At 70.7% G+C, this 15,394-nt stretch carries 14 protein-coding genes; 7 read left to right on the top strand and 7 right to left on the bottom strand.

The window, feature by feature from the left end; translation table 11 throughout:
* The 4 genes from FREUN1FDRAFT_RS33635 to FREUN1FDRAFT_RS47085 form a co-directional block, all read right to left on the bottom strand.
* Positions 1–845: acyl-CoA dehydrogenase family protein (locus tag FREUN1FDRAFT_RS33635; RefSeq protein WP_006544823.1), on the bottom strand; the 845-nt coding region annotated here is incomplete at its 3' end.
* A 134-nt stretch (positions 846–979) separates the two neighbouring features.
* Positions 980–1,885, bottom strand: coding sequence for a 3-hydroxybutyryl-CoA dehydrogenase (locus FREUN1FDRAFT_RS33630; protein WP_006544822.1), 906 nt, complete (start codon positions 1,883–1,885; stop codon positions 980–982).
* 222 nt (positions 1,886–2,107) lie between these two features.
* A complete protein-coding gene (locus FREUN1FDRAFT_RS33625; RefSeq protein WP_006544821.1) occupies positions 2,108–3,010 on the bottom strand; it encodes an AEC family transporter in 903 nt (300 codons plus the stop codon).
* Between the two features lie 57 nt (positions 3,011–3,067).
* On the bottom strand, positions 3,068–3,517 hold the full coding sequence (locus FREUN1FDRAFT_RS47085; protein ID WP_232295531.1) for a hypothetical protein: 450 nt from the start codon (positions 3,515–3,517) through the stop codon (positions 3,068–3,070).
* A gap of 231 nt (positions 3,518–3,748) precedes the next feature.
* On the opposite strand from FREUN1FDRAFT_RS47085, the gene FREUN1FDRAFT_RS33615 reads away from it, so the two are divergent.
* Together FREUN1FDRAFT_RS33615 and FREUN1FDRAFT_RS33610 are read left to right on the top strand one after the other, a co-directional pair.
* The gene (locus FREUN1FDRAFT_RS33615; protein ID WP_006544819.1) at positions 3,749–4,993 is read left to right on the top strand and encodes an alkane 1-monooxygenase; all 1,245 of its coding nucleotides are present in this window, start codon (positions 3,749–3,751) and stop codon (positions 4,991–4,993) included.
* Between the two features lie 393 nt (positions 4,994–5,386).
* Complete coding sequence (locus FREUN1FDRAFT_RS33610; protein WP_006544818.1) at positions 5,387–6,916, top strand: cation:proton antiporter; 1,530 nt, start codon at positions 5,387–5,389, stop codon at positions 6,914–6,916.
* 102 nt (positions 6,917–7,018) lie between these two features.
* Here the strand turns inward: FREUN1FDRAFT_RS33610 and add are convergent, their stop codons facing one another.
* Together add and FREUN1FDRAFT_RS33600 are read right to left on the bottom strand one after the other, a co-directional pair.
* On the bottom strand, positions 7,019–8,164 hold the full coding sequence (gene add, locus FREUN1FDRAFT_RS33605; RefSeq protein ID WP_006544817.1) for an adenosine deaminase: 1,146 nt from the start codon (positions 8,162–8,164) through the stop codon (positions 7,019–7,021).
* Between the two features lie 105 nt (positions 8,165–8,269).
* Positions 8,270–8,992: a 1-acyl-sn-glycerol-3-phosphate acyltransferase gene (locus FREUN1FDRAFT_RS33600; protein WP_006544816.1), complete on the bottom strand. Its 723-nt coding sequence runs from the start codon at positions 8,990–8,992 to the stop codon at positions 8,270–8,272.
* Between the two features lie 297 nt (positions 8,993–9,289).
* On the opposite strand from FREUN1FDRAFT_RS33600, the gene FREUN1FDRAFT_RS33595 reads away from it, so the two are divergent.
* From FREUN1FDRAFT_RS33595 to FREUN1FDRAFT_RS33585, 3 genes are all read left to right on the top strand, one after another.
* Positions 9,290–10,033: a M50 family metallopeptidase gene (locus tag FREUN1FDRAFT_RS33595; RefSeq protein ID WP_006544815.1), complete on the top strand. Its 744-nt coding sequence runs from the start codon at positions 9,290–9,292 to the stop codon at positions 10,031–10,033.
* 29 nt (positions 10,034–10,062) lie between these two features.
* On the top strand, positions 10,063–11,001 hold the full coding sequence (locus FREUN1FDRAFT_RS33590; RefSeq protein WP_006544814.1) for an SOS response-associated peptidase: 939 nt from the start codon (positions 10,063–10,065) through the stop codon (positions 10,999–11,001).
* A gap of 78 nt (positions 11,002–11,079) precedes the next feature.
* Positions 11,080–11,817, top strand: coding sequence for a tyrosine-protein phosphatase (locus tag FREUN1FDRAFT_RS33585; protein WP_006544813.1), 738 nt, complete (start codon positions 11,080–11,082; stop codon positions 11,815–11,817).
* A 32-nt stretch (positions 11,818–11,849) separates the two neighbouring features.
* On the opposite strand, the gene FREUN1FDRAFT_RS33580 is transcribed toward FREUN1FDRAFT_RS33585, so the two are convergent.
* A complete protein-coding gene (locus tag FREUN1FDRAFT_RS33580) occupies positions 11,850–12,404 on the bottom strand; it encodes an HdeD family acid-resistance protein (RefSeq protein ID WP_006544812.1) in 555 nt (184 codons plus the stop codon).
* A gap of 311 nt (positions 12,405–12,715) precedes the next feature.
* Between FREUN1FDRAFT_RS33580 and FREUN1FDRAFT_RS33575 the strand changes: the two genes are divergently transcribed.
* Both FREUN1FDRAFT_RS33575 and FREUN1FDRAFT_RS33570 read left to right on the top strand, forming a co-directional pair.
* Positions 12,716–14,329, top strand: a complete 1,614-nt coding sequence (locus tag FREUN1FDRAFT_RS33575) for an ABC-F family ATP-binding cassette domain-containing protein (protein ID WP_006544811.1) — start codon at positions 12,716–12,718, stop codon at positions 14,327–14,329.
* Positions 14,330–14,495: 166 nt separating this feature from the next.
* The coding region (locus FREUN1FDRAFT_RS33570; protein WP_006544810.1) for a cation diffusion facilitator family transporter at positions 14,496–15,394 on the top strand (899 nt) is incomplete at its 3' end.

Raw genomic sequence — 15,394 nt, 5'->3', positions numbered from 1 at the left:
GCGATCGGGCGGCCGAACTGGCGGCGTTCCTTCACGTAGCCGATCGCCGCGTCCAGCGCGCCCTGCGCGATGCCGACGGCCTGCGCGCCGATCGTCGGCCGGGTGTGGTCGAGGGTGCGCAGCGCGGTGCGCAGACCCGTGCCGGGCTCGCCGATGATCCGGTCGGCGGGGATCGTGCAGTTGACGAAATGGATCTCGCGGGTCGGTGAGCCCTTGATGCCGAGCTTGCGCTCCTTGGAGCCGACCTCGAAGCCGGGGTCGTCGGCCCGGACGACGAAGGCGGAGATGCCGTCGGCGGGCTTCGCCGCATCCGGGTCGGTGACGGCCATGACCGTGTACCAGGTGGACTCGCCCGCGTTGGTGATCCAGGTCTTGGTGCCGTTGAGGACCCAGTGGTCGCCGTCGAGCCGGGCGCGGGTCCGCATCGAGGCGGTGTCCGATCCCGCCTCCCGCTCGGAGAGCGCGTAGGACGCGCTCGCCTCACCGCTGGCGATCGAGGGCAGGACCTGCTTCTTCAGCTCCTCCGACCCGGAGAGCAGGATCGGCATCGTCCCGAGCTTGTTGACGGCCGGGATGAGTGACGATGAGGCGCAGGCCCGGGCGACCTCCTCGATGACGATGCAGGTCGCCACCGAGTCGGCGCCCTGACCGTCGTAGCTCTCCGGGATGTGGACAGCACTGAACCCCGAACGGATCAGCGCGTCCCGGGCCTCGGTGGGGTAGCGCTCCTGCTCGTCGACGTCGGCCGCGAACGGTGCGATCTCCTTCTCCGCGAGATCGCGGACGGCCTCACGGACGGCGGTATGGGTGTCGCTGAGGCTGTAGGTGTCGAAGTTCGGATCCACGTCGGTGCCGTCCTCGTTGTGACTCGGTCAGTTCGGTCCGGCCTGGGGCCGAGGCCGGATTTCGGTGCTTTGTGCGTGGGAGAGCGCTGGGGATGCTGGGGGTGCTGTCCTGGTGGTTCAGGAGTCCTGGTGGTTCAGGAGTACTGGTGGAAGCCGCGGCCGCTCTTCTTGCCCAGCAGACCGGCGTCCACCATGCGCAGCAGCAGCGGCGGCGGGGAGTAGAGCGGCTCCTTGAACTCGTCGTACAGGGACTCGGCCACCGCCTTGATGGTGTCGAGCCCGATGAGGTCGATCAGCCGCAGCGGGCCCATCGGGTGGGCGCAGCCGAGGACCATGCCGAGGTCGATGTCGTCGGCGGAGGCGAAACCCGACTCCTGCATCCGGATCGCGGAGAGCAGGTAGGGAACGAGCAGCGCGTTGACCACGAACCCGGCGCGGTCCTTGGAGCGGACCACCTCCTTGCGAAGCGCGGAGGTGACGAACTCCTGGGCGCGGGTGATGGTCTCGTCCGAGGTCAGCAGCGACGGGACGAGCTCGACCAGCTTCATCACCGGTACCGGGTTGAAGAAGTGCACACCCAGGACCTGGTCCGGGCGGCCGGTGGCCATCCCGAGCTTCATGATCGGGATGGAGGAGGTGTTGGAGGCGAAGATCGCCGACGGGTCGGCCACGACCTTGTCGAGCGCTGTGAAGATCTCGGTCTTGGCCTGTTCGTTCTCCGCGATGGCCTCAACGGTGAACTGGCGGTCACCGAAGTCGCCGAGGTCGGTGGTGAAGGCGAGCCGGGCCAGGGCCGCGTCCCGGTCGGCCTCGCTGAGCTTGCCGCTGCGGGTTCCGCGGTCGAGCGAGGCGGTGATCCGTTTCCGGCCGGCCTCGACCGCCGCGACGTCCACCTCCCGGACCAGCACGTCAAGGCCTGCCCGCGCACAGGTCTCGGCGATGCCGGAGCCCATCAGACCGCACCCGACCACACCGACCCGCTGGATCCGTGCGGTGGCCGCCGTGCCCGGGGCTGCCTCTACCTGCTCTGTCTCGGCCACCTGGCCGCCTCCGTTCGTGTGCTGCTCGTGCCGGTCTCCGCGCAGCGCGGTGCTCGCGGCATGCCGCGAGCACCGCGCCGGTGGCGCGCCATGCCGCCTCCGAGTGTCCTCGGCCGGGCTGGCGCTTGCGACCCAGCGATTGTCTCTGGCTCCAACTTTAGGACGCCCACATAGTTGCGTGCGTGGATCGTCCGACGCCCGGTGTCGCGGATGTGGGGTATCTCAGGGGCGCAGGGGAATCGACCAGATCGCGAGTGTGGCGACGGACATCGGTACGCCGACACCGACCAGCAGGCTCGGCAGGGGGCGAGCCAGGCCGTGCCGGTCCGCGAGGATCGCGCCGGCCACCATCGGCGGCATCGCGATCTCGAACAGCGCCACCTTGACGTCGGGATCGGTGAACACACCCGTGGCGACGTACAGCCCGAGGACCGCGGCGGGGGCCACCGCCAGCTTCACGGTCAGCCCCAGCACCAGTTCCCGCCACCAGCGGCGCACGGCGTTGACCCGCAGCTGCAGGCCTACCGAGAACAGAGCCAGCGGCGTCAGGGTGGCGCCGATCGAGGCGAGTGCCTCGTCGAGCCAGCCCGGATACTCCACCGGGCGCAACGCCAGCGCGAGCACGAGGGCCAGCATCGATGGCCGGGTCAGCGTCGCGCGGGCGACGGCCAGCGGTGTCGCGGTGGTTCCAGCGGCGGCGGTGACCACCACCAGCACCACCGTGTTCAACAGCAGGTACGAACCGAGCTGGTCGGTCAACAGCGCGACGGGCACCCAGGACTCGCCGAAGAAGGCGGTGACCATGGGAATGCCCACGAATGACGTGTTCGCCACCGCGGTGGCCGCGATCAGTGCGGCCACCACCTCCCGGCTCAGCCCCAGCACCCGGGCGGCCACCAGGTAGATCGCCATGGTTGCCGCGCACAGGGCATACGGAGCCGCCACGACGAGCACGATGTTCGACGGGATCTGGACGTCGTGCAGAACGTGCAGGGTGAGCGCGGGCAGGGCGATGTCGAGCAGCCAGATGTTGAGGGTGCGTGCCGCGTCACCGCCGAGGTGGCCGGTGTGCGCGACCGCGGCGCCCGCGACAAGGCCGACAAACACCACGACCAGGGCGGACACCGGGGCATCGTTTCAGCCCGGAGTGCCCGCCGAGGCCGCCGGGCGACGTCGGCTATGTCACTCGCGACCGGGGTCGGGGGGCACCGGCCCGATTGACTGGATGGCGCGCGTCGTTGCGTGGCCGTCCGGCCCACCGGAGTGAGGGCGCGCCGCGACGGCGCCGCCGGGCATGGCCCGTCGCGCCAGGCCGCTTCGGTAGAGGCGGCTGAAGGTGATGTGGCCGCCGAAGAGCAGCGCGGCGACGAGGTAGTTCACGTCGCCGAGCGAACGCTGGCCGGGCAGCGGGAGGAGCGTGTAGGTGATCAGGACGGCGGCGGAGAGGAAGAGGGCGCCGATCGTCGCGCCGCCGATCCACGGGGGCGCGTCCGTCATGGACCCGGATGGCCGCGCCGGCCGCGCCCCCGGCATGCCGGCCGGCGCGCTGCTGCTGGCCGGTTCGGTGCTGTCGGCCGGGTCGGCCCCGCTGGCCGGATTGGCCCCACCGGGCGGTTCGGTCTGCCTGTTCACCGGATCAGTGTGCACCGTCGCGCCGTCTGGCCGGACAGGTCAGCGCACGGACGTCCCGGTGGACTGCTGTGATCCTGCGGCCACCCCACAGCGGGCGGTTGTTCCTGCGTACGACGGATGTGACACTTCGGTGACGAAGAACGGCGGATCGCGGTATTCCGTGCTCGGGGTCGGTTCCGAGGGTCAGTGGCCCGGGTTCCGCGTCCGTCGGGCGGGCGGAAGGTGACACGCATGGCAGCGCCGGTGCTGGTCGACCAGGACGGAACGCGGTGGCGTGATGGCAAGCGGTACATGTGGCTGACCGCGCTGATCCCCCCGGTTCTCCCGATCGTGTCCTTCGGGCTGTGGCATCGCACCGGCTCGGGCCTTCCGTGGTGGCTTACCGTGGTGTTCGTCTTCGGTCTGTTGCCGCTGCTCGACGCGACCACACCGAAGGATCCCGTCGCTGCGCCGGAATGGGCCCGTCCCGCTCTGGACGCTGACCGCTACTACCGGTGGTGCACCTTCCTGTACCTGCCGCTCACCGGCATCTGCCTGGTGCTCGGGTGCTGGGCCTGGGTGCACGGCGACCTGTCGGTCGTCGAGCGGGTGGCGGTGGTCGGCGCGCTCGGCACCGTCACCGGGATCGGTATCAACACCGCCCATGAACTGGGCCACAAGCGCGACCGGCTGGAGCGGATCCTGTCGAAGGTCATGCTCGCCGCCACTGCCTACGGCCACTTCTACGTCGAGCACAACCGCGGTCACCATGTGCGGGTCGCGACCCCCGCGGACCCGGCCAGCGCCCGGCTCGGCGAGAGCTTCTGGCGGTTCTGGCCGCGCACCGTCATCGGCAGCCTGCGATCGGCGTGGGACCTGGAAGCACGCCGACTGCGCCTACGCGGGCGTTCGCCGTGGTCGGTGCGAAACGAGGTGCTGACCTCGTGGGCGTACACGGTGGTTCTCTTCGGAGCCCTCGCCGGTGTCTTCGGACCGTCCGTTCTCGTCTTCCTCGTGCTGCAGGCTGTGGTGGGATTCTCCCTGCTGGAGGCGGTGAACTACGTCGAGCACTACGGGCTGGCCCGGCAACGGACCGCGACCGGCAGATACGAGAAGGTCGATCCGCGGCACAGCTGGAACAGTGACGACGTCATCAGTAATCTCGCGCTCTATCATCTGCCTCGGCACAGCGACCACCACGCCAACCCGACCGTGCGCTACCAGTCGCTCCGATCGTTTTCCTCTGCTCCGCAGCTGCCAACCGGTTACGGAACAATGATCCTGGTCTCCCTGGTACCGCGTTTCTGGTTCCAGGTGATGGACCCGCGGGTGGTCGCCCACTACGAGGGTGATGTCACCCGGGCGAATGTCGATCCGCGGCGGCTGACCGAACTCGTCGCGCGGTTTGGCGGGGCGGGCCCGGCGGATGCGGGTGCCGCCGCGGCACCCCGCGGGGTGCCTGCCGGCCATTCCCCTTCTGGCACCGGCTCCGGCTGAGTCGCGGGCTGTCATCCGGGCTGTCACGGCGCGTCGGCACTGCCGCGATGTGGCCCCCGCCGCCAGACCCTCCGCGATCGGGATACCGCCACGTTCCGTGGGATGGCCTCCACGATTTCTCGATGGTTGGCCCCCCGGTGGGTGCGGGCTGGCTATTGTTGTCGCCGTGGGCCTTCGCGTGCCGCGGCTGAGCTACGGCGAGGCGTCCCCACAAACACTGGCCGGGAGTCGACCGGTGTTTGTGGGGTCCGGTGATCGTCGAAACAGCCGCCGGGCCGGGTCCGCGTCACCGTTGCCGCATGTATGCCGTGCCCGGATGGCATCGGCACATGCGGGAAGTCATGGACCGGTCGGCATGCCTGAAGGCGCGCACGGTGGTGGGAGCGGACGAACGTGAACGTGGCGGAGAAATCATTTGTGACGGCAGCGGCGCCACCGCTGTCGCATCATTCTTTGTTGATCTTCCTGCTTCAGCTGACTCTTCTGTTGGCACTGGCGCTGGGGCTTGGCAGGCTGGCGGTGAGGATCGGGCTTCCCTCGGTGGTCGGTGAACTGCTCGCCGGCGTCCTGGTGGGGCCGTCGTTGCTGGGCGACATCGCTCCCGGCTTCTCGGGCTGGATTCTTCCCACCGCGCCGGACCAGATGCATCTGCTGGACGCGGTGGGTCAGCTGGGTGTGATTCTTCTGGTCGGATTGACCGGCCTGGAGATGGACATGCGGATGGTTCGGCGCCGAGGGGCGACCGCCGTGCGGATCAGCGCCGCGGGCCTGCTCGTGCCGGTCGGTCTCGGTATCGGAGCCGGCCTGCTCGTGCCCAGCTCGCTGCTCGGCCAGGACGCCGATCGCCCGGTGTTCGCGTTGTTCCTCGGGGTGGCCATGGGCGTGAGCGCCATTCCCGTCGCGGCGAAGATCCTGCAGGACATGCGCCTGCTGCACCGCAACGTGGGCCAGCTCATCCTCGCCTCCGCGACCATCGATGACGCGGTCGGGTGGTCGTTGCTTTCGGTGGTCTCCGCGATGGCCACGACCGGCGTGCGCGGCGAGGACATCGCCTGGCCGGTGTTCAGTGTGCTCGGCGTCGTGCTCGTGGCGCTGTTCGTGGGACGCCCGCTGGCCCGGATCGCCGTCGCCGTGGGTGGGCTGGCCAGGGAGGGTGTCGGGAGCGAGGCCGCGCCCCCGCAGTCGGCCCCGGTCGTCTCGGGCCAGGTGGACGAGGCGGCGAGCCTATCCGCCGCCGCTGCGCCAGTGGTACCGAAGCAGGCCGAGGCCCTGTCGTCCGGTGCCCCGACCCCGGCGACGTCGCCGATCTTGGTAACGTCGCCGGTCCTGGCCGCGTCGGGTGGCACGCCGTACGGGAACGCGGTGGCCGTGCTGTTCATCCTCGCGGCGGCGGCGGGGACGCACGCCCTGAAGCTGGAGGCCATTCTCGGCGCGTTCGTCGCCGGCATCCTGCTCGGTTCCGCACCGAATCTGGACATACGCCGGCTCGAGCCGCTCCGGGTGGTGGTGATGGGCGTGCTGGCGCCCATCTTCTTCGCGTCGGCAGGGCTGCGTATCGACCTGACCGCGCTGGCCGAGGCCAAGGTCGCGCTCGCTGCCGTCGCCATCCTCAGCCTGGCCGTCATCGGCAAGTTCGGTGGCGCCTACATCGGGGCGAGGGCCAGCAGACTGGGGCACTGGGAGGCGTTGTCGCTGGGCGCCGGCCTGAACGCCCGCGGTGTCATCGAGATCGTCGTCGCCGGCACCGGTCTGCGCCTGGGCGTGCTGTCCACGTCCATGTACACGGTGATCGTGCTGGTGGCGATCGTGACGTCGATCATGACGCCACCTGTGCTGCGGGCGACGATGCGCCGGGTCGAGCAGACCGCCCAGGAACGGCTCCGTGAGCTCGACCTGGTCGGCCCGCCCGCCAGGTCGAGATGACCAAGGGCCGGACCCGCTCAGTCCGCCGCGCACGCTCGGTTGCCGCGGGCGGCGGGCGGGCCCGGCTGGTTCACAGGAGAGGAGCAGCCCGCCGGCGCGGACTCAGGCGTTCGTCGGCGCCTGAGCGGCCGGCGCCTGAGCGGCCGGCGCCGGCGCGGTCACGTCGAGAGCCGCGGCGGCGGCCGCGAACTCCGCACGCAGCGCCACCTTTCCGGGCTCGGGCAGGAAGGAGTGCTCGACGGCCGCCGCCGCGAGGTCGAAGACCTGCTGCCGGGAGAGCGCCAGTGAACGCAGCGCGTGCAGGTATTCGTCCCGCAGTGTGGTGTTGAACATGGGCGGGTCGTCGCTGTTCAGGTTCACCTCGATGCCCTGGGCGATCATCCGCGGCAGCGGGTGCGCCGCGTAGCTGGCGACGGCACCGGTGCACAGATTGGACGTGGGGGAGACCTCCAGCGGGATGCGGTGCCGGCGTAGGTGTTCCACGAGAGCGGGGTCCTCAAGGGCGCTGGTGCCGTGGCCGATCCGCTCGGCGTGCAGGAACTCGAGGGCGTCCCAGATCGTGCGTGCGCCGGTCGTCTCGCCCGCGTGCGGGATGCAGTGCAGTCCCGCGTCCCGGGCGGCGGTGAACACCGGGCCGAACTGGGGACGGGGCACGCCGACCTCGGGCCCACCCAGGCCGAGCGCGATCACACCCGCACCGCCGTGCTCCAGCGCCAGTTCCAGTGTGCGTTCGGCGGAGTTCACGTTGTCCGTTCCGGGTAGACCGGGGATGTCGGTGATCCAGCGGACCTGGATGCCGGTCTCCCGTTCGGCGTCGAGGCGGCCGGCCTCCACTCCGGCGAACACCGCCGCCGGGTCGACCCCGCGCTGGACATGCAGCCACGGGGTGAAGGTGATCTCCGCGTAGCGGACCCGCTGCTCGGCCAGGCCGAGCGCGGTCTCGCGCGCGAGCAGGCGGAAGTCCTCCTCGTCCCGCAGCACCTGGACCGCGGCCAGGTAGACCTCGATGAAATGGTCGAAGTCGCGGAACTCGTAGTAGGCCCGCAGGGCGTCCAGGTCGGTCGGCAGATGGTCGACGTCGTGCCTGCGGGCCAGCCGGAGCAGCGTGCCGGGCCGCATCGACCCCTCGAGGTGGACGTGCAGCTCGACCTTGGGCAGCGTGTCGACGAACTGCTCGTCCGTGATCTGCCCGACGGCTCCGTGACCTCGCGCCTCGTGGTCTTGGTCCGCTGGGTCAGGCCGGTCCATCACACGGTCCGCCACGGTGTTCTCTCCGCTCCGTCGAAAGCCGTTCCAGGGCCTCAGTCAACCTGCCGCCGGCCGGCGGTGAGACAACTGGTCCGGCCTATGTGGTTATGGCTTCGGCTGCTCCGGGGGCTCCGGCGCGGATCCGCCGAGATGAGCGGGAAGCCACCAGGGTGATTCGCCGGGGGGCGGCGCGGGATAGCGGCGTTGCGCGTCGTCGAGGATCTCCGCCATCGTCAGCTGCAACAGTTCGGTTCCCGCCCGGGAGTCCCTCAGCTCCGAGGCCGGCACGGGCTTGCCCACGGTGATGGAGACGGGTGTCCCGACCGCGGCGCGCAGGTTGCGGGGCCGCCCCTTGGTCAGGATCCGCTGGCTGCCCCACAGCACCAGCGGGATGACGGGTACGTCGGCCTCGGCGGCCATCCGGGCCGCGCCGGACTTGAACGGCGCCAGGCAGTAGTTCTGACTGATCGTGGCCTCCGGGAACACACCGACCAGCTCGCCGGCGCCCAGGGCACGCACCGCTTCCCGCAGCGAGCCCGCGCCGGCCGACCGGTCGACCGGAATGTGATGCATGCCTCGCATCAGTGGCCCGCTCACCCGGTGATCGAAGACCTGCTTCTTCGCCATGAACCGGACCAGCCGCCGCTGCGACAACCAGAAGGGCACCCCGGCAAGGGCGAAGTCCAGGTACGACACATGGTTGATCAGCACGACCGCTCCGCCGTCCGCCGGCACGTGCTCCTCACCGCGGACGTCCAGCTGCAGCCGCAACGCGCGGAAGAGCCCGAGCGCCGTGTGGATGACCGGTCGATACACGTATTCAGCCATTGCCCGGGTTCCTCCCCATTCGGCCCATCTGGGTGCCTCGCCGGCCCGCCCTGTGCCGTCGCCCCAGCGCGGGAAGCGCTGGCCTGATGCGTGTCCTGACAGTCCCCCTCGCGCGCCGAAGGGTACCTGCTGTCGGGAACACGACGCCTCGTCGCGGATGCGGGGAGCACCGCGCTCTGGGGGCGGAACCCGCCATGCGCGATTATCGGGAGGACGTACGCCGAACCGCCGCCGGTCCGACCGGGCGTGTTTCCGGCCGCGGCGTGACGGCGCGGTCGCGGCAGTGCGGTCGCGCCGGTGCGGCAACGAGGTCGCGGCAGTGCGGCAACGAGGAGAGGAGCAGCCACGTCCGACCTGCTCAGCCGGAGTTTCGGGGCACAGCCGGCACCCGCGCACTGGATCCTCGTCGTCACCGGCATCGCCGCGCTGCTGACGGTGGCGAGTGACCGCGTCTGGCCGACGGCCCGGCACGTGGTCACGATCGCGCACGAGGGCGGCCACGCGCTCGTCGCGGTGGCCACCGGTCGCCGGCTCGCCGGAGTGCGCCTGCATTCCGACACCTCGGGAGTCACGGTCTCCTCCGGCCGGCCGACCGGTCCGGGTGTGGTCCTCACGGTGGCCGCCGGGTACACGGCCCCGTCGTTGCTCGGGCTGGGCGCGGCGGGCCTGCTCGCCACCGGTCGGGTCAGCCTGCTGCTCCAGGTCATCGTCGCCCTGCTGCTGGTGCTGCTGGTGGTCGTCCGCAACGCGTTCGGAGTCGGGACCGTGCTGGTCAGCACCGTCGTCGTGCTCGGGGTCTCCTGGTTCGCCACGGACGATGTCCAGGCGGGCTTCGCCGCGTACGCCACCTGGTTCCTGCTGGTGGGGGCGCTGCGACCGATCGTCGAGGTGCAGCGCCAGCGGCGGCGCCGCCGGGCACGGGACTCCGATCCCGATCAGCTGGCCCGCCTGACCGGCCTGCCGGGGACCTTCTGGGTCGGTGTCTTCGGTGTGCTGTCGCTGGGTTGCCTGGCGGGTGCCGCGGCGGCGCTCGTCGTCTGAATGTCGTAGGTGGCTGCGAGACTGGGCCCATGTGCGGGAGGTACACCCAGACGCTCAGCGCGGACGAGCTCGCGGCGGCCATGTCGGCGGCGGACGAGACGCACGGCGCGCTCCGCGAGAGCTACAACGTCGCACCGACGACCGCGATGCCGATCGTGATGGCATCCGCGCAGCCCGCTGCCGGCACCGACAGGGCCGCTGCCGGCGCCGACAGTGCGCAGGCCCAGGCCGTCGCCGTCCCGGGTCGGGTGCTTCGCCTGGCCACCTGGGGGCTGGAGCCGCGGTGGGGGAACGCCCGGCACTCCGGCAACCGCATGATCAACGCTCGCGCCGAGACCGTGGCGTCCAGACCGGCGTTCCGCTCGGCGTTCGCCGCCAGGCGCTGTCTCGTCCCCGCCACCGGTTTCTACGAGTGGCAGCGGGTCACCGGGAAGCGCCGCGGTCAGCCCTACTACATCCATCCCGCCGGGCATCCGGGTGCGGACGGCCTGTTCGCCTTCGCTGGTATCTACGAGAGCGGGTGGCATCACGGCAGGCCGCTGGCGACATTCGCGATCATCACGACCGAGGCGGCCACGGGCCTGGAGTTCCTCCATGACCGGTCTCCGGTCGTGGTGCCACGCTCCGCCTGGTCGCGGTGGATCGATCCGGAGGTGCGAGACTGCGCCGATCTCGCCGGTGTCCTGCGCCCCGTACCGGCCGGGGTCTTCGCTGCCCACCCCGTCTCGTCCGCGGTCGGCAGCGTCCGCAACGACTCGCCTCACCTGATCGACCCGGTCGTGCTGGCTGAGGAGGGCGAGGCGACCGGCATCGAGGCGACCGCGCTTGACGGCATCGGCGACATCGGTGGCATGAACGACATCGACGACATCGACGGCAGGGCCACCATGAGCCGCATCGACGGCATGCCCGCGCATGAGGGCACCCTTTTCGACGAGGATGGTGCGAGGCCGCACGTGCCGCGCTGACGGATGACGGGTTCGTCAGATCGATGCTCGTCCGAGGTGTTCGGACCGTGCGACGCCGGGTTTTCGGGAGGACTGTGCATGGGAACGGAAGAGTCGCCCAGGGAAGCGCTGGCCAACCTGCGCGATGTCGGCGGCATGACGACCGCGGCCGGGCAGGTCCTTCGGGCCGGCGTGCTCTACCGCAGTGACATGCCGCGGGTGGGTGATGAGCGGCCGGCGGTCACCTTCACCTGGCCGCCGCCGACCGTCGTCGACCTGCGGTCCGCGGTCGAGCGGGGGAGTTCCCCGCACCCGCTGTCCCTGCTCGGTTCCGAGGTGCACATCAAGCCGCTGCTGGGCGAGGAGACCGGCCGGGCCGGAGACTCACTCGGCCCGGACGTGCTCGCGGGCGGCCTGCGCGTGCTCTACAACACGATCCTCGACATCGCGGCGCCCCGCCTGGTGGAGATCGTGGACCTGGCGGCCGAGGCACCCGGCCCACTGCTGGTGCACTGCGCGGCCGGCAAGGACCGTACCGGGATCGTGACCGCGCTGCTGCTACGCCTGGCCGGAGTCGGCCCCGAGCAGGTGATCGCCGACTACCTGGCGACCGGCACCAACATGCCGGGGGTGCTGCGGCGGCTCAAGGGCCATTCGCTCCTGCCCGGGGCACGATCGGGGCCGACGGCACGCGCGGTGACCGAGGTCTCCCAGGAGGCTGTCGAGCACGTGCTCGGGGTCATCGACGGGGTGCCTGGCGGGCCCGAGGCGTGGCTGCTCGAACGTGGCGGCAGCCAGGACTCCATCGCGCTGTGGCGTAAGCGCATCCTGGACTGAGCCCGGACCCCCGCCGGTCAGGTCGCAGCTGATCAGGGCCGTAGCGCGAGCCCGACCAGCACCTCGGTCACCCCGGTGACGACGAGCTGGATCCCGAACAGGACAGCCAGCACCGAGACCGTCGCAGCCGGCCAGGTGACTGCCAGGATCCCGAGGACCACGGCGAGGCAGGCGACCAGCAGGCTCCGGCCGCGCCCGGCGCCGCGGCCGGCACCCGAGTGCCTGCTCGCCAGGATCAGCAGCGCTCGGATCACTCCCGCGACGATCAGCACGGCTCCGACGACGATCGCGATGGCATGCAGGGTCACGTGCGGCCAGAGCAGGATCACCACACCGGCGGCGGCGGTGAGCACCCCGTAGAGGATGGCCGTGCCGCCGTGCTCGGCGCGCACGGCCGACACGATCTCGGCGATGCCGGACACGAGCAGAGCCACCCCGGCGAGCACCGCCAGCCCGCCGGCGGTGCTGAACGGATTGGCGATCAGCAGTACCCCCAGGACGGTGACGGCGACTCCGAGAACCACCAGGCTCGACCACAGCGAGCTCGGTCGCTGGGTTTGCCGCTGCTGCCGGTACGTCGTCGTCATCGTGTCCTCCTGTATCCACCGGCGTCGGCCGTCACGGGTGACGGCCGGGCCCACGACCTGGGAAGGGCGTACCCGGGACGGATCGGCGCCGCACGTTTTTGGCCGCGGTCACACGTAGGCCGATCCGGACACCCGCGGTACCCGCGCCCGCGGCCCGTACCCTGGAGGACATGACCTCTGCCGCGTCGTGACGCGGGCGTCCCCGATACGCGTCCCTGATACCCGGTGCCGCGGCGGCCACCCGCTGACACCTGCCTGCACGTGAAACCTGCTGCACGCACGAATCCGATGTACGAAAGAGGCCGACTCGCATGATCATCGTGTCCGAGCTCGAGCTCCGCGCCGGAGCCCGAACACTGATCGAGCCGGTTTCCTTCCGGGTGCAGGCCGGCGATCGCATCGGGCTCGTGGGCCGCAACGGAGCCGGCAAGACGACGCTGCTGAAGACGCTGGCGGGAGAGAACCTGCCGTTCGCCGGCAAGGTCGACATCCGCGGCGAGCTCGGCTATCTGCCGCAGGACCCGCGCACCGGCGACCTCGCCGACACCGCGAGGGACAGGGTGCTCGCCGCCCGCGGGCTGGACGTGATCCTGCGCGAGATGGAGAAGCTCCACGTCGAGATGGCGGAGCTGGTCGACGAGTCCGCCCGTGACGCCGCGGTCCGCCGCTACGGCCGGCTGGAGGAGCGCTTCGGCACCCTCGGTGGCTATGCGGCCGAGGCGGAGGCGGCCCGGATCTGTTCGTCGCTCGGCCTGCCGGACCGTGTGCTCGGCCAGCAGATCGGGACGCTCTCCGGTGGGCAGCGGCGCCGGGTCGAACTGGCCCGCATCCTCTTCGCAGGGTCGGGCAACTCCGACGCGACGCTGCTGCTGGACGAGCCCACCAACCACCTCGACGCGGACTCGATCACCTGGCTGCGGGACTTTCTGCGCGCCCACAGCGGCGGGCTCATCGTGATCAGTCACGATGTGGACCTGCTCGACAAGAGCGTGAACAAGGTCTTCCACCTCGACGCGAACCGTGCGGCCCTCGACGTCTACAACGTCGCCTGGAAGACCTACCTCACCCAGCGTGAGCAGGACGAGCGTCGGCGCCGGCGGGAGCGGGCCAACGCCGAGAAGAAGATCGACTCGCTGCGGGCGCAGGCGGACAAGATGCGGGCGAAGGCGACCAAGGCACGCGCCGCACACCAGATGGACCGTCGCGCCGAGCGGCTGGCCGCCGGCCTGGCGGAGGTCCGGGTGTCCGACCGGGTCGCCAAGCTCCGCTTCCCCGACCCGGCTGCCTGCGGGCGCACGCCGCTCACAGCGACCGGCCTGTCGAAGTCGTACGGCTCGCTGGAGGTCTTCACCGGCGTCGACCTGGCGATCGACCGCGGGACGAGGGTCGTGGTCCTCGGCCTGAACGGCGCGGGAAAGACCACGCTGCTGCGGATGCTCGCCGGTCAGGAGCCGCCCGACGCCGGTGAGGTGCACCCGGGGCATGGCCTGCGGCTGGGCTACTACGCCCAGGAGCACGAGACGCTGGACACCTCCCGTTCGGTGCTCGACAACATGCGGGCGGCAGCACCCACATCCTCCGATGTGGAGCTGCGCCGAATCCTGGGCGCGTTCCTGTTCAGCGGCGACACGGTCGAGCAGCTCGCGGAGACGCTCTCCGGCGGGGAGAAGACGCGGCTGGCGCTCGCCGGCCTGGTGTGCAGCTCGGCGAACGTGCTGCTGCTGGACGAGCCGACCAACAACCTCGACCCGGCCTCGCGGGACGAGGTCCTGAGCGCGCTGCGCACCTACCGCGGCGCGGTCGTCCTGGTCACCCACGACCCGGGAGCGGTCGAGGCGCTGAGCCCCGACAAGGTCCTCATGCTGCCGGACGGTGTCGAGGACACCTGGTCGCCCGACCTGGCCGACCTCGTCACCCTGGCCTGACCGCGGCGCATCCGCATCCGGCGCGATCCGGGGGTCACCGAACCATCGATGCCCCCGGATACCCGGCGGCGCGTCCGTGGGGGCGTCTTGACAGACTGGGCGATCAGTCCGGTGCCGGCGGAGCACACGGACGAAAACGGGCAACGTGACACGAGAGCGGGGGCGTGTGAGCGCGGAAGGTGGCACCAGGGCCGTCGTGGCGGCGCTGCTCGCGAATCTGGGCATCGCGGTGGCGAAGTTCGTGGCGTTTCTCTTCACCAGGTCGTCCTCGATGCTCGCCGAGTCGATTCACTCCGTCGCGGACTCCAGCAACCAGGCACTGTTGCTGATCGGGCAGCGGCGGGCGGCGCAGCCGGCCGACGAGGAGCACCCCTTCGGCTACGGGCGGTCCCGCTACATCGCCGGCTTCCTTGTCGGCATCGTGCTCTTCAGCGTCGGTGGCCTGTTCTCCGTCTACGAGGGCATCGAGAAGCTGCGCCACCCCCATGAGCTGGAAAGCGGCCTCGTCGCCGTTGCCGTCCTCGGGATCGCGATCGTGCTGGAGGGCTTCTCCTTCCGGACCGCGATCAAGGAGTCGCGTCACGTCAAGGGCAGCATGTCCTGGTGGGGCTTCATCCGGGAGGCACGCTCACCCGAGCTGCCCGTCGTGCTGCTCGAGGATCTCGCCGCGTTGTGCGGCTTGGTGTTCGCGCTCGCCGGAGTCGGCCTGACGCTGCTGCTCGACGAGCCGCTCTGGGACGCTGCGGGCACCGTCGCCATCGGCGTGCTGCTGCTGGTCGTCGCGGTGATCGTCGCGGTGGAGACCTACGGCATGCTCGTCGGTGAGGCCGCCACGCCGCAGACAGTGGAGGCGATCCGGCACGCGCTCGCCGCCACGCCCGCGGTCACCACCGTGATCCACATGAGGACGCTGCACCTCGGCCCCGACGAGCTGTTGGTCGCGGCCAAGATCGGGCTTGACCCCGACCTGACGACGGCCCAGGTCGCCGCGGCTATCGACGATGCCGAAGCCCGTCTGCGGGCGGTGGTGCCCATCGCCCGTCGTGTCTACCTCGAGCCCGACAT

The organism is Parafrankia sp. EUN1f, from assembly GCF_000177675.1.
In the GTDB taxonomy this organism is placed as follows: Bacteria; Actinomycetota; Actinomycetes; order Frankiales; family Frankiaceae; genus Parafrankia.
The sequence above is the reverse complement of the archived record's forward strand: the minus strand, read 5'-3'. Positions and strand labels throughout refer to the sequence as shown.